The organism is Zavarzinella formosa DSM 19928, from assembly GCF_000255705.1.
GTDB lineage: Bacteria > Planctomycetota > Planctomycetia > Gemmatales > Gemmataceae > Zavarzinella > Zavarzinella formosa.
The window spans coordinates 327,579-346,942 of the sequence record NZ_JH636442.1; the positions used below are offsets into that span (position 1 = coordinate 327,579).

The following is a 19,364-nucleotide window of genomic DNA, read 5'->3' on the forward strand; positions in this document are numbered from 1 at the left end:
CCCGCCCGGCAACCCAGCGGGCCAGGATCGCCTCGAACTGGACGGCGTCGAATCGCCGGAGCGTGCGCGACAGGGTGGACACGGCCGGGGTCTTGCCCCGCTTGAAACCCAAGGCATGGGCCAGAGGCACGCCATGCTGCCGGCCGAAACGGGCGATGCCAATCAGGCTGGTGCGTCCCATCAGCATGGCCAGGGCGACCAGTCCGATCACCGCGGGCAGCGGATGAATCTGTCCGCGAGGACTGCGAGGATCGGGCAATTCCGAGAGGGCTTCCAACAGCGTGCAGGTACTCATGGCCACCGACCGGGTAACTTGGAAGATCACCTCTTCTACCCAATCAAGCCCATCTCCACAACCTCAAACGGGGAATGGCCCTGGACCATCGCTATGATCCGATTCCGCAGACGGATTACTATCGCCTTCGTGCGGTGTTCGAGCCGGGCCTTGATCCCGGCCAATGGCGTCGGCCGGGCGAACGGCGAGTCTCGCTGCTCACCGATGCTGACCGGGCGAAGACGGCTCTTGTGGATGCCGAGGCCGCCAAGATGCAGGCCGAGTTCGACGTGAAACAGAAGGCGGCCGTGCGGGAAGCCTTCGAGAAAGAATTGGAGAAATTCCCCGCCGACGACCGGCCGAAGTTGAAGGCCGCCTTCGATGCTCCGGCCGATAAGCGGACGGAGGAACAGAAAAAACTGGTGGCCGCCAACCCCAAGCTCAACCTGACGCCGGGTGTTCTTTACCAGTACAACCCGAAGGCCGCCGACGAGTTGAAGGCCATGCAGGCCAAGATCGCCACCAAGCGGGCCGAGCGGCCTGTCGAGGAATTCGTCGCGGTGATGACAGAAATTCCCGGCCGATTGCCCGCCACCAAATTGTTCCACCGGGGGGATGCCCGCCAGCCCATCGGGCCGGACATATTGCCCGGCGATCTCACGGTGACCGCCGCCGAGGGAAAACGCTTCGAGATTCCCGCGAAGGAGGCAAGCCTTCCCTCCAGCGGCCGCCGGCTGGCGTGGGCAAAACACCTGACCGACGGAACGCACCCGTTGTTCGGGCGAACGATGGCCAACCGGCTCTGGCTGAATCATTTCGGCCGGGGCATCGTGGACACGCCCGGTGAGTTTGGTCGATTAGGCCAGCCGCCGACGCATCCCGAGTTGCTTGACTGGCTGGCCACCGAACTCCCCCGGCTCGGATGGAGCCAGAAGAAATTCCACAAACTTCTGATGACCTCGACCGTCTATCGCCAGTCGTCCCGGCGAGAACCATTGAAGGATGCGATTGATGGCGGCAACACGCTGTACGGTCGATTCTCCGTGCGGCGGCTGGAGGCGGAAGCCGTTCGTGATCGCATGCTGATGGTGAACGGCCGGCTTGACCGCACGATGTTCGGCCCCTCGGTCGGCATTGTCGAAGACGCGGCCGGGCAGGTGGGCACGCCGGATGACAAACCTCGGCGCAGCGTCTATCTGCAAGCCCGGCGCAGCAAGCCGGTGGCGTTCCTGACGACCTTCGATGCCCCCGGTGGAGAGCTGAGTTGCGAACGCCGCAACGCAATGACGTCCGCGCCGCAATCACTGATGCTGATGAACGGCGAGTTTGTCCGCAAACAGGCCGCCCAACTGGCCGCCAAGGCAAAGGTGGATGTCTCGGTCGATTTCGCCCATGATTTGGTGGGAAGCGTCAAAGTAGAATATGCCCGCCCGCAGTTGATCGCCAAAGTGTGGCAGCTTGCCTACCTTCGATTGCCGACCGCCGATGAGCTTCAAATCGCTTCACGTTTTGTTCAGCAACAAAGTCAGTCTCCTTCGGCTAAGAAAACAGACCCGGAACTGGCCGCCCTCACCAACCTTTGCCAACAACTTCTGGCCTCGAACGAGTTCCTCTATGTCGATTAACCAATCACCAGCCACTCGTCGCGCGTTTCTATCCCGGTCGGCCGGCGGGGTCGGGTTGTTTGCCCTCGCCCATTTGCTGCAACGAGACGGCCTCTTGGCCGCCGACGGGCCATCCAAGCCTGGCGAGAATCCGGCCGCAACCTTGAAGCCCCGGCCGCCGCACTTCGCGCCGAAAGCGAAGGCAATCATTTCGATGTTCATGCACGGGGGTCCGAGCCATGTCGATCTGTTCGACCCCAAGCCGGAACTGACGAAAAACAGCGGCAAGGAATATAAGGGGGACATCCAATACAGCTTCGTCAACCGGGCAAACAAAAAGCTGTTTGGCTCCCCTTGGAAGTTCGCCAAACACGGCCAATGCGGAACGGATGTCTCCGAATTGCTTCCTCACACCGCCGGGATGGTCGATGACCTGTGCGTGATCCGGTCGATGCACACCGGGTTCAACGGACACGAAGTGTCGATTCGCTATTTCCACGGCGGCATCGCCGGAGTGACCGGCCGGCCGACGATGGGAAGCTGGATCGTCTATGGCCTCGGGACGCAGGCCCAAAACCTGCCCGCGTACATGGTATTATCTGATCCGGGCGGGCCGCCGGTGGATGCCGCCCACAACTGGTCGTGCGGCTTCCTGCCGCCGCTTTATCAGGGGACCGTGCTGCGGCCTCAAGAACCGCGCATATTGAACCTCGACGCGCCGCCGGAGGTGGCCGGAAACGTGCAACGGCAAAACCTTGACTTGCTGGCCGAGTTGAACCGCCGACATCTCGCCGCCCATCCCGGCGAGGCTGACTTGGAAGCCCGCATCGCCAGCTATGAACTGGCGGCCGAGATGCAGGTGGCCGCGAAGGAGGCTCTTGATGTGTCGCGGGAGCCGGAGCGGGTGAAAAATATGTACGGGCTGGACCGGCCGGAAACCCGTGAATACGGCACCCGCTGTTTGATCGCCCGGCGATTGGTGGAACGCGGCGTTCGCTTTGTGCAACTCTTCCTCGGCGGCCAACCGTGGGACACGCACGAAAATATCCGTGCCGGCCTCCCCGCTATCTGCAAGCGAACAGACCAACCGGCGACGGCCCTTGTGCAAGATTTAAAACAACGCGGCTTGTTGGATTCAACCATTGTTCACTGGGGCGGCGAAATCGGCCGGCTTCCCGTGTGCGAGGGGGACTTGAACGACAAGGTCGGCCGTGACCACAACGGCCAGGGTTTCACCTGCTGGCTGGCCGGCGGCGGCATCAAGGGCGGCATGACCTACGGAGCCACGGACGAAGTCGGCCATAAGGCTGTCGAGAACGTGGTGACGCCGAACGACTTCCAAGCGACGCTTCTGCATCTGCTGGGCATCAACCACGACAAACTGGTCTACCACCACGGCGGCAAGGCCCAGAAACTGACCGATGGCCGGCCGTCGCGGGTGGTCAAAGAAATCTTGGCATGAGAGGCGGCCAGAGGGCCGCCAAGTGTGTCGATATGGTGAAATATGCCATTGATGCTGGCCGAATGATTGCGCGGACAGAACAATGGCCGTAGCCATCCCGGCGAACACATTCCGCAACACCGATCACCAAGGGAAACCATGCAGACCCGAAGAGAGTTCGTGAACTTGGCCGCTCGCATCGCGGCAGGGACTGGTGTGGCGGGTTTCTTGGAATCAATCCAGCGGGCTGCCGCCATTGAACCGGAAAAGGCCAGCACGTTTCTCAATGCCGAGCATGTGGTCATCTTGATGCAAGAGAACCGCTCGTTCGACCACGCCTACGGCACATTGCGAGGCGTTCGCGGGTTCAACGACCCGCGAGCCATCACCCTGCCGGACGGCAATCCGGTTTGGTTGCAGGCCAACGCGGCTGGTGAACGCTACGCTCCGTTTCGATTCGACATCCATTCTTCAAAAGTCACTTGGATGGGTTCGCTGCCGCATGGCTGGAACGACCAGGTCGATGCCCGCAATCACGGGTTGTATGACCGCTGGCTGACCGCGAAGCGGCCGGGCAGTCGCGCCTACTCGGGCATGCCGCTGACGTTGGGGCACTACTCCCGCGAGGATATCCCCTTCTATTACGCGATGGCGGACGCCTTCACAATTTGCGACCAATACTTCTGTTCAACACTGACGGGCACCACTCCCAATCGCAATCACCTTTGGTCGGCTTCGATCCGCCAGCCGAATTCACCCAAGGCCTTCGCCAACGTGCGGAATGGCGAGTCCGATCACGATCACCTCGTCGATTGGCCGACGTTTCCGGAGCGGCTCGAAAATCTCGGGGTTTCTTGGAAGGTCTATCAGAATGAATTGACGGTCGAAACCGGCCTGAGCGGAATCGAAGACGACTGGCTGGCGAATTATGGCGACAACCCGCTTGAGTACTTTCGGCAATACCACGTTCATCTGATGCCCGCGCATCGGCAATACATTGACGCGCGCGCCAAGGCGATTCCCGGCGAAATTGCCTCGATCAAGGAGAAACTGGCGGCTCACAAGGGAACGGCGGCCGAGAAGGCCGCGATTGAAAAGCAGATTCTCAATCTGGGGGCGAAGCTCAAGGCTCTGGAGGCCGAAATCAAGGAAATGGCCGGAATGAGCCTTGAGAAACTTCCCGAGCGAGAGCGGAAGCTGCATGAAAAAGCGTTCTGCACAAACACCGGCGACCCGGCGTATCGGCAGTTGACGGAGATCACCTATCGCGACGGTGACCAGCAACGCAAGATGCTCGTTCCGAAGGGGGACTTGTTTCACCAGTTCCGGGCGGACGTGAACAGCGGCAAACTGCCGACGGTTTCGTGGCTGGTGGCCCCCGAAAAACTCTCCGACCACCCGTCGTCGGCGTGGTATGGCGCGTGGTATATCGCCGAGGCGCTCGACATTCTGACCAAGAACCCGGAAGTCTGGAAGAAGACCGTCTTCATTCTGACTTACGACGAAAACGACGGCTATTACGACCATGTGCCGCCGTTTGTGCCGCCGCACCCAAAGCGTCCCGAAACCGGTCTCGTGACCAAAGGGATTGATGCGAGCCTCGACTACGTCGAACTCGCGCAAGACCGGGGCCGGGCGCGAGAGAGCCCGGTCGGCCTGGGCTATCGTGTGCCGATGGTCATCGCCTCTCCTTGGAGTCGTGGCGGCTGCGTTTATTCGCAGGTGGCCGATCATACGTCGGTCCTGCGGTTCTTGGAAAAACTGCTCAGCCACAAACTCGGAAAGAAAGTCGAAGAGACGAATATCACCAGCTGGCGCCGCGCGGTGTGCGGCGATCTGACGGCGTCATTCCAGACAACAGCCGATCAGAAAAGCGGATTGCCGGATTTCGGCCCCCGGAACGCCTTCCTCGAATCGATCCATCGCGCGCAATTCAAAAAGGCGCCCGGCGGGTTTAAGCCACTGACCGCCGAAGAACTCGAATTGATCCGCAAAGATCCGCGAAAATCGCCGCTCTTGCCGTATCAGGAAGAGGGCGTCCGCCGGTCGTGCGCGTTGCCATACCAACTTGTCGTCGATGGCAAGCTCAACGAAAAACGGACTCACTTCACGATCAAGTTCGCCTCGCTCAACGAGGCGTTCGGCGACCGGTCGGCCGGGTCGCCTTTCACGGTGTATGCCATGCACGCCGCCGGCAACATGAAGGTTCGCAATTATGCCGTCGAGGCTGGTGAACACCTTGAAGACTCGTGGGCGCTCGCCGACTTCGAGGGGGGCCGTTATCACCTGCGGGTGGCCGGTCCGAACGGTTTCTTCCGTGAGTTCATCGGCGGCGCCGACGAACCCCAGACGAGCATCGAGATCAATTACACGCGAGCGAAAAAAGACGGCCCGGAACTGACCGGCGGCATTGAAATTGTCGCCACCAATCGGGATGGCCGGCTTGGCCACAAACTCCGGGTGCGTGATAACTCATACCACAATGAAAATGTGGAACGAGAGCTTGCGTCTGGCGGAAATCTCACGCTCGCCATCGACACCAAAAAGAGCCACGGTTGGTACGATTTCAGCGTGCGAGTTGTGGGTGATGATCGATTTGAAAAACGATACGCCGGCCGGGTCGAGACCGGGGTTTGGGGATTCAGCGACCCGGCGATGGGGAAAAATCCGGGCTGACGACGGATGGCTGAATTTATCTCTCGGCCACGGCGAGCACGGTGGCCGAGTTTAATTCCTCGGCCGTTTCCGGCAGGATGCCGAGTTTGACATAAACCGGCCGAACGTGCCGACGTAATCGCGGGATCTGGGTGGCGAACGTCAGCCCGCACAGCAGCACGAAAATCCCCGATCCCAAGACCACGTTGGCCGAACCGGCGACGTGGGCCAGCCACCCGGCCAGCAGGCTGCCGAAGGGGGCGGTGCCTTGGAAGGCCATTCCGTAAAAGCCCATCACACGCCCCCGTTTGTCTTCTTCCACCATCGTTTGGATCAAGGTGTTTGTGGCGGCCATCTGGACCATCATCCCGGCCCCGGTGGTGACCAGCAACGCGGCAGACATCCATGTGACGTTGACTTGCGAGAACACAATCAGCCCGCTTCCCAAGACCAGCGTTGCAATGGTCACCACACGGCCAAGACCAAGAACCGAGGATCGGGAAGCCAGATACAACGCCCCGGTGAACGCCCCGACTCCGGAGGCCGCCGATAGCAAGCCCAGCGTGGATGGCCCGCCGTGCAGAACGTCGGCCACGAACACGGGCATCAGAACACTTTGCGGCATCGCGGCAAAACTGACCAAACCCAGCAGCAGCAACAATGCCCGCACCGGCGGGAATCCGGCCGTATATCGCACCCCTTCCCACAGATGACGCACCACGGACAATGTCACCGGCGCTCGCTCTTTTTTGGGCAGGCGCATCGCCAGCAGGGCCGCCATGACCGCCACATAACTGACGGCATCGACCACGAAACACCAAGCCTCCCCGACGGCCGCAATCACGATTCCCGCCAGCGCCGGGCCGACCAACCGGGAGCCGTTGACTAGCGATGAATTCAGGGCGATCGCGTTCGGCAGGTCTTCCCGCCGGGTCACCATTTCCACGAGCAACGATTGCCGCGCGGGCATGTCGAATGAGTTGATGATCCCTTGAAAGACACTCAACCCGGCCACCAGCCAGACGGTCGCCGACCCCGCCTCCCCGAGAAAGGCCACGGCCGCAAGACCGGCAGACTGGAGCAAGGACAGAAATTGTGTCACGACGAGAACGTGATGCCGGTTCCACCGATCCACGAACGCGCCGGCGAACGGCCCGAGGAAGAAAATCGGGGCCAACGCCGCAAAACTCACCACACCCAACAACCAGGCGGCATCATCACCCCCCATTCGGAACACCAGCCACCCGGTCGCCAGTCGGGTCATCCAGGTGCCGACCAACGACACCCCCTGCCCGGTGAAGAAGAGGCGATAGTTCCGATTGTCAAACGCCCGGCCCATGGCCCGCAGTCGCTTCCAAGGATCGGGTTTCGCTTCTTCCACGCCCATGTGTTCTCCGGATGCCCGAAGGCCGGGTTTGCTGATTGTATGCGTTAGTATTTTCTTCCCACTGGATTAGCAGATGCCATGCCGTGTTGCGAAAGATTCACAAACGGGCCAACGATTTTGAAATTGAAGTTCGATTATTTCAAGGCAATCACGATGGCCCCGGCGACGATCAAACCGCCGCCGACGTAGTGTTGCCAGCCGAGTTCTTCGCCCAGAAAAATGGCCGCGAAGGCGATGGCGAAGACCACTCCGAGTTTGTCGATCGGAGCGACGGACGAGGCTTCTCCGAGGTGTAACGCCCGGAAGTAGCATAACCAAGAAAGGCCGGTCGCCAAGCCGGAAAGAAACAGAAACCACAAACCGCGACTTGGGATGGAAGACAGGGAGGGGAAGCCGTTGAAGAGAGCGATTCCCCATGTCAGAACGAGAACGACCGTGGTACGGATGGCCACGGCGAGGTTGGGTTCGATGTCCCGCGTGCCCGCCTTGGCCAGCACGGCGGTGATGCCCGCGAAGAAGGCCGAGAGGATCGACCAATGAAGCCAGTTCATGTTGCCCGCCGGTTTCGTCAGGCGAGCAGATCCTTGATGACTTTCGCGGGTTCGACGCCCGTCATCTTCTGATCCAGCCCGGACGACTTGAAGGTGAATCGTTCATTGTCGATACCCAGCAGATGCAGTACCGTCGCGTGGAAATCGTGGACGTTGCAGGGATTTTTGGTGATGTTGTAGGAGAAATCGTCCGTTTCCCCGTAGGCTTGGCCGCCACGGGAACCGCCGCCGGCCATCCACATGGTGAAGCAACGGGGGTGATGGTCCCGGCCGTAGTTAGTCTTGCTGAGGCCCCCTTGGCTGTAGACCGTCCGGCCGAACTCGCCGCCCCAAATCACGAGGGTGGAGTCGAGCATTCCCTTGTGCTTCAAGTCCTGAATCAAGCCGTAACACGCCTGATCGACGTCTTTGCACTGCGACGGTAACCGGCCGGCGACGTTGCCGTGGGTGTCCCAATTGTTGTGGTAAATCTGCACGAAACGGGTGCCGCGTTCCACCAACCGGCGGGCCATCAGCACGGAGTTGGCGAAGGTGCCCGGTTTCTTGGCGTCGTCGCCGTAGAGCTTGAATGTGGATTCCGGTTCCTTGGCGATGTCCGTCAGGTCCGGCACGCTGGTTTGCATCCGGTAAGCCATCTCGTATTGCTGGATGCGGGTTTGGATGTCCGCGTCCCCGAGTTGTTCGTGCTGCATCTCGTTGAGTTTCTTCAATCCGTCCAGCGTCTTGCGGCGAAGATCGGACGACACTCCCGGCGGGTTATTGATGTAGAGAATAGGATCGCCCTTCGCCCGGAAGGAAACCCCCGCGTGTTCGCCGGGGAGATAACCGGCCGACCACAACCGGGCCGAGATCGCCTGCACTTGTTCAGTGTTCGATGGTTGGGCCACCAGCACCACAAATGTCGGCAAATTTTCGTTGAGGGTGCCGAGGCCGTAACTGGTCCACGCCCCGAGGCACGGCCGGCCGGTCACTTGGTTGCCGGTCTGCATGTAGGTGATGGCGGGTTCGTGGTTGATCGCCTCCGTGTGCATCGAGCGGATGAAGCACATGTCGTCGGCCATCTTGGCCTTCCACGGCAGCAACTCGGAGAGCCACATACCGGACTTGCCGTATTGGGCGAATTTGTATTTCGACGGGGCAATCGGAAACCGGGCCTGCCCGCTGGTCATCGTCGTGAGACGCTGGCCGTTGCGGATGGATTCGGGCAAATCCTTGTCGTACATGTCGTTCATCTTCGGCTTATAGTCGAAGAGATCCATCTGCGGCGGCCCGCCGACCATGTGCAGGTAAATCACTTGTTTGGCCTTCGCCGGGAAATGCGTTTCCGGCAAAGCGGCTCGTGTGCCGGTCTTGCTCCCGGCGGCCGTCGCCTTGTTGTCCATGCCAAGCAGCGTGCCCAACGCGGCCGCACCGAGGACATTGGCCCCGGATTGGAAGAAGTGCCGCCGCGTCATGGATCGAACGTATTCGGAGATCGGGTGCATTTTTGCTTTTAGGGTTTAGGGTGTAGGGGTTAGGGTTTAGCAGGCAATCGTGGTGGAGAGGATGGTCAGGGTGGCGGCAAGCGACGGACACAATTGGTTCTTGTCTCTGCCAAACCCTAAACCCTATCCCCTAAACCCTACTTGTTTAACACTTCGTCCAAGTTCAGCAATTCGTTGGCGAGCATCGTCCATGCCGCGAGCGTCGCCGGGTCAAGTTTGTCGTCGGCCTTGGATTCACCGTAGGCGAGGAGTTTCTTGGCTTCTTCCGGCTTTGCCTTGAATTCGGCCAGCAAGTCGTTGAGGCTGGATTGCACCACCGGCAGTTCCTTCGCGGTGAACGCTCGGGTGAGCAATCGCTTGGCGAGGAATTCCAGTTTGGCCTCGGGGGTGGCCCCGCCGGTGTTCAACGTGGTTTGGGCCAGCACGCGGGCGGCTTCCACGAATTGCGGGTCGTTGAGCGTCACCAAGGCTTGCAGCGGCGTGTTGGTCCGTTCCCGCCGGACAGTGCATGTTTCGCGGTTGGGAGCGTTGAGAATGTCCATTGAGGCGGGCGGGGCGGCTCGTTTCCAGAAGGTGTACATGCTGCGGCGATAAAGATTCTCGCCGGTGTCACGCTTATAATCCCGCGTGTTGCTGCCGATCATGGCGACCGCTTCCCAGACGCCTTCTGGTTGGTAAGGCTTCACGCTTGGGCCGCCGAGTTTCTTCACCAACAGGCCGCTGGAGGCCAGGGCATAATCGCGGATCATCTCGGCATCCATGCGGAAGCGGGGGCCGCGAGACAACAGCCGGTTAGCCGGGTCGCGTTCCCGCTTTTCGGGGGTGGTCACGGCCGCTTGTTGGTAAGTGGAGGACATCACCAATGTTTTGAAGAATTTCTTCACATCCCAGCCGCTTTCGCGGAATTCGACAGCCAGCCAGTCGAGCAGTTCCGGGTGGGAGGGTTGTTCGCCGGTGATGCCGAAATCGCCGCTGGTGCGGACCAAGCCGGTGCCAAAGAGTTCTTGCCAGAAGCGATTGACGGTCACACGGGCCGTCAGCGGGTGATCGGGAGTGAGCAACCATTTGGCGAGGCCAAGCCGGTTCTTCGGCAAGTCGGCGGCGAACGGGGGAAGGGCCTTCGGCACTTCCGGCGTCACCTTGTCCTTGCGGCGGTCGTATTCGCCGCGGTTCAGCACGAAGGCCATCGCCGGTTCGGGCTTTTCGTTCATGATGTGGGCGATGGTTCCCCGCGATTTGATGGCCACTTCTTCTTGTTGCAGGGAGGCCACTTTGGTGGTCAGTTCGAGATACTTGGAATCGACCGCCAGCAGCCACCAAGCGTACAGCTCGTCCTTGTCCTTCGCCGTTCGTTTATCGGCGGGGGTGGAAACGATCTTGGCGATGCGGGTGGACTTGGCGAGGTTCTCGACCTCCGGGCCGTTCAAGCCGCGATCATAGACTCGCAAATCTTGAAGCCACATGCTCGTCAGCCGTTCGCCGGCGCTTCGCTGGCCCACCTTGAACGGAACCTTCGCCTTTGCGGAGGACTTTAAGGTGTTCATCGCAACATCAGTTTGCTGAATGGCCCCGTCGATGTAAATCTTGATCCCGGCGGGTGTGGCCGAGCCATCGTAAGAGACGAACACATGGTGCCAGTCGTTGGCCGGGTTCAGGATTCCCTTGGTGATCACCTTCAAGCCGTCGGTCGGCCACTTGCTGACGACGTGCATGCCGATCTTGCCCCCTTCGTACCACAAGTCCCACCCGGTGTAGTCCGGGCCGGGTTGCATGCGGGAGGCAATCGCCCCGGTTTGGGCGCGTGACGGGAACTTCACCCATGACCCGACGGAGAAGGCTTGCTTCGTGTCAAAATCTCCCACTTCGGGAAGTTCGATGGTCGCTCCCGGTTTGATCGAGAACGCCTTTGGGGAAATCTTTCCTTCTTCCAAGACGAAGCCGTCTTTCAGGGTCACGCTCTTTGGCTGCCCCGCGACGGTCATGTTGATGTTGTTCCCCTTCTCCAAATCAAAGGGAGCATGGAACACCAGCCCGGCGGTCGGCACCTTGGCGGCGAGTTCTTCCGGCTTGATTTTGGCCAGCCATTGGTCGAAGTCCTGACGGGCTTCTTTCTGGCGGGCGGCGGTTTGCTTTTGGAAGTCGGCAATCTCTTTGGCGATCTTGCCGAATTTTTCCCGGTCCTCGGCCTTCGGGATAGTGATGATTGGCGGTGTGTTGTGGACGTTGCCGTCCATCGCCGCTTGCGTCGTGTTGTTGAAGAAGGCCGAGAGGGAGTAAAACTCTTTCTGCGAAATCGGGTCGAACTTGTGATCGTGGCAGACGGCGCATCCGGTCGTCAGCCCCATCCATACGGTGGAAGAGGTCTCTGTCCGGTCGCGGGCGTACAGGACGAGGTATTCCTCGTTGATGGCCCCGCCTTCGCTGGTGGTGATGTTGCAGCGGTTAAAGCCAGAGGCCACCTGTTGGTCGAGCGTGGCATTGGGGAGCAGATCGCCCGCGAGTTGTTCGAGGGTGAACTGGTCAAACTTTTTGTTGGCGTTGAAGGCGTTGATGACCCATTCGCGGTAGGCCCACACTTCGCGGAAGTTGTCGAAGTGGATGCCGTGGGTGTCCGCGTAGCGGGCGGCGTCCAGCCAATATCGGCCGCGATGTTCGCCCCAAGCCGGGGATTGCAACAGTTTGTCCACATATTTTTCGTACCAGTCGGCCGCCGGGTCGTTGGCGACGGCGTCGGCCTCTTCATTGGTCGGCGGCAGGCCGGTCATGTCCAGGCTCAATCGCCGGATCAGCGTCCGGCGGTCGGCGGCTGGGGCGGGCGTCAGTTTGGCCTTGTCGAGTTCCGCCAGAATGAATTGGTCAATCGGCGATTTGGCCCAACCCGCATTGGCCACATTCGGCGACGTCGGGCGTTTCGGCGTGATGAATGACCAATGCGGTTGGTACTCGGCGCCCTCGGCCACCCATCGCTTGAGGATTTCCTTCTCAGCCGGTTTCATCACTTTGTGTGATTTCGGCGGCGGCATGATCTCGTCCGATTTGGCCGAGAAAATGCGTTCAATCGCCGAGCTTTTCTTGAGGTCGCCGGGAATGATCGCCCCGGACTTTTGGGCGGCATCAGCCTTGTCGAGTCGCAGGTCGGCCTTGCGGGCGGCACTGTCCGGCCCGTGGCACGCGAAACAATATTCCGAAAGCACGGGACGCACATCCCGGTTGAATTGCAGTTTCTCGGCGGCCGTGGCCGGAATGGCGACGAACACACCCATGATGAGGGAGAGATACTTCATCAATGCTGGCTCCGATGACAATCTGCAAACTGCTAAACGGGCGTGCGATCAAGGCGGGATATTCAAATTGGTCCCAATATCATCTTAACGGGCCGGGGAACAACTTCCAAGTAACATCCGGAGTTCCCTTGCAGTTGGGGGGTCGCATGTCTAATGTTTGCTCATCGGCGAGCATGCCGAACAACCGGAGCAAATCAACATGTCCGAAGAAGCCGAAGGATCTTCCGGGGCCATCGTCCCCGTGCCGCCGTCCCCCCAGCCGATGCGTCTGGAGGTTTCCACCACGGGAATGAACACGACTTACAGCAACTTTTTCCGGCTCGCCGGGACATTTGAAGAACTGTTGCTCGATTTTGGCTTCCACTCGGGCTTGGTCGTGGGGAACACTACCGAACCGGCGAAGATCGGCCATCGTGTGATTCTGAACTTCCCGACCGCCAAACGACTGTTGGGCGCCCTGCAAGCCGCCGTGCAACGACACGAACAGACCTTCGGCCCGATTGAAACCGACCCGCAAAAGCGCGTGCGTCGGAGTTAAGCGGGGAACAGGCATCTTTCGACATTCGGCGAGGGGAAGCAGATGGCGGAGACACCGGCGAAAATTTACATCATCGGAATCGGCGCGGACGGAATCGCCGGGCTGACCAGCCGGGCCGGAGAACTGGTGCGATCCGCCCAGATGCTCGTCGGTTCCGAGACGGCCCTGCGATTGTTGCCGGAAGCCGACGGGGAGCGGGTGCGCATCGGCTCCGACTTGGGCGAACTCTCGGAGAGATTGCTCGCCAATTTCGGCCACAAGCGAATCGTCGTGGCGGCGACCGGCGACCCGATGTTTTACGGCGTCGCCCGTTATCTCTGCGACCGGCTCGGCAAAGACCGCTTTGAAGTATTGCCGCACGTTTCCAGCATGCAGCTGGCCTTCGCCCATGTGAAAGAATCGTGGGAGGAAGCCTATCTCACCGATCTTTCGACTCGCTCACTCGACGATGTGCTAGACCGCATCCGCACGGCCGAGACGGTCGGGTTGTTCACCAGCGACACCTATCATCCGGCTCGTATTGCCCGCGAATTGCTGATTCGCGGCCTCGATTATTTCCGGGCCTATGTGTGCGAAAACCTTGGCGGCAAGGACGAACGGCTGACGACCGGCGACTTGGGCGAAATCCAAGGCATGACGTTCGATTCCCTGAATGTGATGATCCTGAAGCGAAAACCCGGCCGGCCGGACGCCCCGCGCACGACCAAGCGGCTGATGCGGTTCGGCAACCCGGACGATGTGTTCGCTCAAAGCCAGCCGAAGACCGGACTAATCACCCAAGCCGAGGTCCGGGCACTGGCGCTCAGCCAGTTGGATTTGCAAGCCGGTTGCGTGATGTGGGATGTCGGGGCCGGTTCCGGTTCCGTCGCTTTGGAAGCGGCCCAACTCGTGGAACCTGGCCGGGTTTATGCCCTCGAACAAGATTCGGCCGATTATCATTTGATTGTGGCCAATGCCGAAACGTATGGCATCCGCAATGTGCAGGCGGTGTTCGGGACGGCCCCGGCGGTGTTCCAAGGCTTGCCCGACCCGGATGCCATTTTTATCGGTGGCAACGGTGGCGAGATCGCCCGACTCTTGGAGGCGTCCTACGCCGCTCTCCGGCCCGGCGGCCGGTTGGTCGTGAACGTTGGCACACTGGAAATGTTGACGCAAACTTATGAGACCATGAAACGACTCGCCTCGGGCGTGTCTGTTCTGCTGGTCAATCTTTCTCGCAGCGTTGAACAGTTGGAAGCGTTGCGATTCGACGCCGTCAACCCGACGTTTTTGTTGAAGGTGTTGAAGAAGTAGTTCGTGGTGAAATGTTGATGTCCTGACCATCTCAATCTTCCTCGGCGGCAAGGCCATCCCGGTTGCCGAGTCGGAATCGGGGAGCGTGCGGCGATATCCCCAAGCGATTATCAGAACGCTCCTGCTTGCATCGGCCGAACGACGGTTTAGAATCTCTTCATCTGCCCGCCTCACTCACAACAAACACGCAAGATGCCCGAATCCTGCTCTCCGAATTCGCCGGAAGACAACAAGCACCCGTCACTTGCGGACGAGACCAGCGATTATTTGGGCACCAACGAGATCCCGAACGAACTCAAGGCGAGGCTCTATTCTCCCAACCCGTTACCGGCGGTTGTTGGTTCGGATTCCTCCGCCAGCCAGACCGAGATGCAGAAACTCGACCGCCGGGTCGATGCAAGCCGAAATGCCGAGAACCTGCCGATCGCGGCCAATTACAAGTTGCTTCGCCACATCGGCCAGGGGACGTTTGGCACGGTTTGGGAAGCCGTCAACCAATTGACGGAAGAACATGTCGCCATCAAGTTCTTTCTGCGGGGTGGTGTTCTCGAATCAGTGATCGACGAAACGCGGATGCTCGGCAAACTGGCGGGCTGCACCGGCATCATGGGCTACAAGGAGGTTTCGTGGAACGCCTCCGACCCGTACTATGTGATGCCTCTGGCCACCGGCGGTTCGCTTGCGGAGCGGATTCGCCAGTCCCGGCCGGATGTGAAGACCACAGTGCGGATCTTTGAGCAAATTGTCGATGCGATGGCATTCGTTCACTCCAAGGGGGTCATTCATTGTGATCTCAAACCGGCGAACATTCTTCTTTCGGAAGATGGCAAACCGCTGATTGCGGACTTTGGCCAATCCCACCTGACGACCAACAGCGCACCGGCCCTCGGCACGTTCTTTTACATGGCGCCGGAACAGGCGACGCTCGAACCCACCGTTCCGGACACCCGGTGGGACGTGTACGCCCTCGGGGCCATCCTGCATGAGATGCTCACCGGGGAACCACCCCGCGCCTCGCAAAAATTCCGGGAAAAACTGGCAAATCTGCGAACCGGCAACACGGTGGAGCGGTTACGCTATTACCGGACGGAAGTGGGCCGACAACCGCTCGCCAACCTGCGGAAGAATAATCCCGCCATCGATGTCCCGCTTGCCCAGTTGGTTCAACAGTGTCTGGACCCGGACCCGGCCAGACGGCCGATGGATGCCGGGGACATCCGGGAATTGCTCGTCAAACGTCGCCGTCTTTTGAAAAATGGCCCGTTTATCCGGGGGGCGTTGCAGGCCACCGTGATCGGGATCATCGGAATGGCGACGTTGAGCTATTTCGCCTCCAACCGGATGATTAATGACTCCGAGGCCGAGTTGCGAAAGGAGATTCACAACTCCCTCACGCACACCGCCCATTTGGGCGGGCAGTTGCTTCAGGAGAAAATCCAGGACCGGATGGATTTCTTGAAAAAGTCCGCCGTTCTGATGGAAGCGAAACCGGAGGTGGTGGACCGTCTCCGGGCTGCCCGAGCCAAATATCGCGAGGCATTGCGGAACGGTCTGCCGGACAAGTTTGACGCCAAGACGGTTTTGTCGGCGGCCGAACGGGCCAAACTCGGGGAATCGATTCAGGGGTTGGATGCCGAGTTTCGACTGACCAATCATTTGGCGGATGAGCCGGCCGATCACAAATCGCCCGATTCGCTGCCATTAGAGGGGGCATCGCAGTATTCCCTGCTTTTGAACGTCGATCACCGGGCCTATTTCGCGGCCATTTGCGACGACACCGGGAAACTGGTCGCGGACACGCCCGAATTCGGTCGCAATCAGGCATGGCGGGATTTCTTCAATGGCGCCGAGGACAAGCCCGATCAACAAGATTTGGCGGTCAAGCCGGGATTGCAGCCCCACATCTCGGACATGTATTTTTGCAAGACAAGCAACCAATGGGTGATCGATCTGTCCGTGCCGTTGTTTGACAAATCACGCCCGCCCGGCGACCCGGACCGATTTCTCGGCAAACTGATTTCCAGTGTCCACCGAGACACGGACCTCAGCCGGTGGCTGGTGGAATATGGTTCCGAAAGCGACATGGATTTCGTGTTGGTGATCCGGCGGGATAATCGGTTGCAATGGAACACGCTCGCCGGGGAAAGCGTCTATCTGGACGAGGGCCGCGTGAATGATCCGCTCGTTCAGGCATTGGTTCAAAACCTTCCCAATGCCAGTCATTATTATGATGATCCCTCGGTTGAGGAAGCGACCGGCACCAAGTGTATTGCCGCTTGGCGGGAATTCTGGCCGGTCAGCCGGCAAGAGGCAGGCCGGCCGTGGTATTTTCTGGTGAAACTCTCCAAGGAACATGCCTCGAAGTCCCATGCCACGCTGCGATTGCAAATGCGGGCGTTGGGTTTGTTCCTGTTCCTGATGTTTGCGGCCGCCTCGCTTCTTGCGTGGTATTGGCTGCTTCGCCTGTTGCGTTCCGGTGATACAATACTTTCGGAGAACGGGTCCCCCGCCGGAAAGAATCCGGCCTCCGATTCAACGACCACGGACACGAAACATCATGGCTGAACTGGAAGCCCGGTTTCAAATCGCGCAGAATGAATCCGCCTTTCTTTGGTGCTATGAGTTGCCGGAGAACCGGAAGGTCAGCATTGGCAAGACGCCGATGAGCCAGATCAAGGCCGAACCGCACAACCGGTCCGAATGGGTTGTGCCCGATCCGGACAATTACGTCTCCGGCTTGCATGTCTTCGTTGATTGGAACCCCGCGACAGCCAGGCTCTCCGTCGAACGGAAGATGACGCCGAAACCCACCAAGAATGAGATTTTCTTCAAGGGAGAGGCGAAGAACGAATTTCAAATGAGCATCGGGGATTTCTTCCTGATTGGCCGATTCTCGTTTCAATTGCATGAACAGAAATCGGACACGGCCGACAGCCAGGATCTCTTGGGGGCGATCACGAACACGGTGGCCCGTCCGTCGCAGGCGAAAATTCCCTTCAATCCGCGGGGCGACGATTCCGGCGATCCCGTCATCAGGGCGCTGAAAAGACTCCCGGATGTCATCCGCACCTCCCGCAAGGAACAGGACCGTTATCAGGCGTTATTGCGATTTGTCCTCTCGATTGTCCCGCATGTGGATATTGCCGCCGTGGTCGAGGCGACGCTGGACGACCCGAAAGCCGGCGGTCCCCGCGCCGATCCGGGGCATTGCCGCGTGACCGTGCGGCAGGTTGAATCCCGCCGGCCAGACAACCGCGTGGACGAGTTCCGCGTGTCCCGCACGCTGACGAAACTGGCCCTGTTCACCAATGCCGAGAACACTCTTTGGGTCCGGGGGAAAAACAACAACAACGAACTGCGGCAAGTAGACCTCACTTCGCTGGATGTCTCCACGGAGTGGGCCATCTGCGCTCCGTTGTTCGCCTCGGACAACCGCCGTCAACAGATGGGCCTCTATCTGGTCGGCACGCTTCCCAAAAGCCGCGACCCGAATGCCCCCATCCCGCCGGAGTTGTTGAACGCCCAAGAGGTCATCGACACCTCGGTGCAGATTTTCAAGAGCGTTCACGAACTTTTGCAGGCCAAGGAAAAGGTCACCCGTTACGAGCATTATCTGCCGAAACGAATCTCGGAGATTCTGACCCTCTCCAACGCCCGCGAAACCCAGCAACCCCGCGAAACGGACGTGACCGTCCTCTTCTGCGATTTGCGGGGTTCCTGCAAAGAGGCCGAGGCGGGCGCCGCCGATTTGGTGGCCGAATGGAAGCAAATCAGCGATGTTCTAAGCGACATGACGGCCGCGATCATCAACAACAACGGCGTGGTGGGCGACTTGGTGGGCGACGCGGCGATGGGTTTCTGGGGCTGGCCGTTTGACGATGCCGACCAGACATTGAAGGCCGCCCGCGCCGCCATGCACATCCTGCAAAACTTCCGTCGAACGGCTTATCGCACCGGCAGGCAGTATCGCTGCGGCATCGGCATTGCCCACGGCAAGGCGGTGGCCGGCGAGATCGGCCCGTTCGACTTCCGCAAATTCGGTGTGTTCGGGCCGGTCGTGAATCTCGCCTCCCGTCTGGAGGGGATGACCAAGATTGTCGGCGTGCCGATCCTGATTGATGAGAACGTGGCCGCGGTGCTTCACGCCCGCGATCCCGAGGAAAAGGAGTTCATGCTCCGGCGATTCCCCGTCGTCCGCCCGGCGGGAATGACGCTGCAAACCCGGCTTTACGAACTCTGCCCGCCGGGTTCTTACGGACCGGATTATCTGGAGGTCTGGGATCGGGCTGTGAGGGAATTTGAAAAAGGGCGTTGGAACAAGATGTCCGAACAATTGGATCGATTGGATCAATTAATCGTTGATCCGACCTCATCCACACGGTCTACAACAATGACGGCGTCCGACTTTTTGAACGGTGTGTCACAAGACCCGGAGTTTCTCAAAAAACGCAGCGATCCAGCGTTCTTGGAGCGTTGGGATGGCGTGATCCGTTTGGACCGGAAATCGTGAATCGCCGGGGCGGTTCGGACGCCCTTCCCGTTATTTGATGTTAATCACACGGGCTGAGAAATCGAAGCCCGCCCGTCACTTTAGAGCGACCCCTTTGAGGTCGAAAGCCAAGTCACTAATGTGAGAGCCTCACCCGGTTGATCCGGGGTGACATATCTCACACTATTTTCACATATTTCCTGTTTGTAACAAGATTGAATTGCCATGTCTTGCTCGGTCGTCTTACACGCGACCGGCGATCACCTGCCTGTCGCTTAAAGGTTAATCTCCCCGAAACCGGGCGAATTGACTGCGTTTTCCCACCACCCGAATTCACGGGAGACTGTGATGCGGAACGAACATT

12 protein-coding genes are annotated in these 19,364 nt (G+C 59.6%); 7 read left to right on the top strand and 5 right to left on the bottom strand.

Annotated features, from left to right (window positions below; genetic code table 11):
* Positions 1 to 295: transposase family protein (locus tag BGIM_RS64945; protein ID WP_040890119.1), on the bottom strand; the 295-nt coding region annotated here is incomplete at its 3' end.
* Positions 296 to 369: 74 nt separating this feature from the next.
* On the opposite strand from BGIM_RS64945, the gene BGIM_RS51850 reads away from it, so the two are divergent.
* The 3 genes from BGIM_RS51850 (at position 370) to BGIM_RS0122595 (ending at position 5,995) form a co-directional block, all read left to right on the top strand.
* Entirely contained in the window at positions 370 to 1,899 is a 1,530-nt protein-coding gene (locus tag BGIM_RS51850) for a DUF1553 domain-containing protein (protein WP_020472004.1), read from the top strand.
* Positions 1,889 to 3,340, top strand: a complete 1,452-nt coding sequence (locus BGIM_RS0122590) for a DUF1501 domain-containing protein (protein ID WP_020472005.1) — start codon at positions 1,889 to 1,891, stop codon at positions 3,338 to 3,340. Before BGIM_RS51850 ends, BGIM_RS0122590 begins: the two co-directional genes overlap by 11 nt.
* 138 nt (positions 3,341 to 3,478) lie before the next feature.
* On the top strand, positions 3,479 to 5,995 hold the full coding sequence (locus tag BGIM_RS0122595; protein WP_020472006.1) for a phosphocholine-specific phospholipase C: 2,517 nt from the start codon (positions 3,479 to 3,481) through the stop codon (positions 5,993 to 5,995).
* A gap of 16 nt (positions 5,996 to 6,011) precedes the next feature.
* Here BGIM_RS0122595 and BGIM_RS0122600 read toward each other — a convergent pair whose 3' ends face one another.
* The 4 genes from BGIM_RS0122600 to BGIM_RS0122615 form a co-directional block, all read right to left on the bottom strand.
* Positions 6,012 to 7,361: an MFS transporter gene (locus tag BGIM_RS0122600; protein WP_020472007.1), complete on the bottom strand. Its 1,350-nt coding sequence runs from the start codon at positions 7,359 to 7,361 to the stop codon at positions 6,012 to 6,014.
* Positions 7,362 to 7,495: 134 nt separating this feature from the next.
* Positions 7,496 to 7,912, bottom strand: coding sequence for an EamA family transporter (locus BGIM_RS0122605; RefSeq protein WP_020472008.1), 417 nt, complete (start codon positions 7,910 to 7,912; stop codon positions 7,496 to 7,498).
* A gap of 17 nt (positions 7,913 to 7,929) precedes the next feature.
* Positions 7,930 to 9,396: a DUF1501 domain-containing protein gene (locus BGIM_RS0122610; protein WP_020472009.1), complete on the bottom strand. Its 1,467-nt coding sequence runs from the start codon at positions 9,394 to 9,396 to the stop codon at positions 7,930 to 7,932.
* A gap of 137 nt (positions 9,397 to 9,533) precedes the next feature.
* On the bottom strand, positions 9,534 to 12,680 hold the full coding sequence (locus BGIM_RS0122615; RefSeq protein ID WP_020472010.1) for a DUF1553 domain-containing protein: 3,147 nt from the start codon (positions 12,678 to 12,680) through the stop codon (positions 9,534 to 9,536).
* A 199-nt stretch (positions 12,681 to 12,879) separates the two neighbouring features.
* Between BGIM_RS0122615 and BGIM_RS0122620 the strand changes: the two genes are divergently transcribed.
* The 4 genes from BGIM_RS0122620 (at position 12,880) to BGIM_RS0122635 (ending at position 19,021) form a co-directional block, all read left to right on the top strand.
* The gene (locus tag BGIM_RS0122620; protein WP_029630302.1) at positions 12,880 to 13,218 is read left to right on the top strand and encodes a DUF3467 domain-containing protein; all 339 of its coding nucleotides are present in this window, start codon (positions 12,880 to 12,882) and stop codon (positions 13,216 to 13,218) included.
* 42 nt (positions 13,219 to 13,260) lie between these two features.
* The gene (gene cbiE / locus BGIM_RS0122625) at positions 13,261 to 14,511 is read left to right on the top strand and encodes a precorrin-6y C5,15-methyltransferase (decarboxylating) subunit CbiE (RefSeq protein ID WP_020472012.1); all 1,251 of its coding nucleotides are present in this window, start codon (positions 13,261 to 13,263) and stop codon (positions 14,509 to 14,511) included.
* Positions 14,512 to 14,703: 192 nt separating this feature from the next.
* Positions 14,704 to 17,076, top strand: a complete 2,373-nt coding sequence (locus BGIM_RS0122630; protein WP_020472013.1) for a protein kinase domain-containing protein — start codon at positions 14,704 to 14,706, stop codon at positions 17,074 to 17,076.
* Complete coding sequence (locus BGIM_RS0122635; RefSeq protein ID WP_020472014.1) at positions 17,069 to 19,021, top strand: adenylate/guanylate cyclase domain-containing protein; 1,953 nt, start codon at positions 17,069 to 17,071, stop codon at positions 19,019 to 19,021. Before BGIM_RS0122630 ends, BGIM_RS0122635 begins: the two co-directional genes overlap by 8 nt.
* Positions 19,022 to 19,364 lie beyond the last annotated feature (343 nt).

What these genes read in the sequence shown, in the direction of transcription:
- BGIM_RS51850 (WP_020472004.1), top strand. Translation starts at nt 370, where the DNA reads ATGGCCCTGGACCATCGCTATGATCCGATTCCGCAGACGGATTACTAT.
- BGIM_RS0122590 (WP_020472005.1), top strand. Translation starts at nt 1,889, where the DNA reads ATGTCGATTAACCAATCACCAGCCACTCGTCGCGCGTTTCTATCCCGG.
- BGIM_RS0122595 (WP_020472006.1), top strand. Translation starts at nt 3,479, where the DNA reads ATGCAGACCCGAAGAGAGTTCGTGAACTTGGCCGCTCGCATCGCGGCA.
- BGIM_RS0122600 (WP_020472007.1), bottom strand. Translation starts at nt 7,361, where the DNA reads ATGGGCGTGGAAGAAGCGAAACCCGATCCTTGGAAGCGACTGCGGGCC.
- BGIM_RS0122605 (WP_020472008.1), bottom strand. Translation starts at nt 7,912, where the DNA reads ATGAACTGGCTTCATTGGTCGATCCTCTCGGCCTTCTTCGCGGGCATC.
- BGIM_RS0122610 (WP_020472009.1), bottom strand. Translation starts at nt 9,396, where the DNA reads ATGCACCCGATCTCCGAATACGTTCGATCCATGACGCGGCGGCACTTC.
- BGIM_RS0122615 (WP_020472010.1), bottom strand. Translation starts at nt 12,680, where the DNA reads ATGAAGTATCTCTCCCTCATCATGGGTGTGTTCGTCGCCATTCCGGCC.
- BGIM_RS0122620 (WP_029630302.1), top strand. Translation starts at nt 12,880, where the DNA reads ATGTCCGAAGAAGCCGAAGGATCTTCCGGGGCCATCGTCCCCGTGCCG.
- cbiE (WP_020472012.1), top strand. Translation starts at nt 13,261, where the DNA reads ATGGCGGAGACACCGGCGAAAATTTACATCATCGGAATCGGCGCGGAC.
- BGIM_RS0122630 (WP_020472013.1), top strand. Translation starts at nt 14,704, where the DNA reads ATGCCCGAATCCTGCTCTCCGAATTCGCCGGAAGACAACAAGCACCCG.
- BGIM_RS0122635 (WP_020472014.1), top strand. Translation starts at nt 17,069, where the DNA reads ATGGCTGAACTGGAAGCCCGGTTTCAAATCGCGCAGAATGAATCCGCC.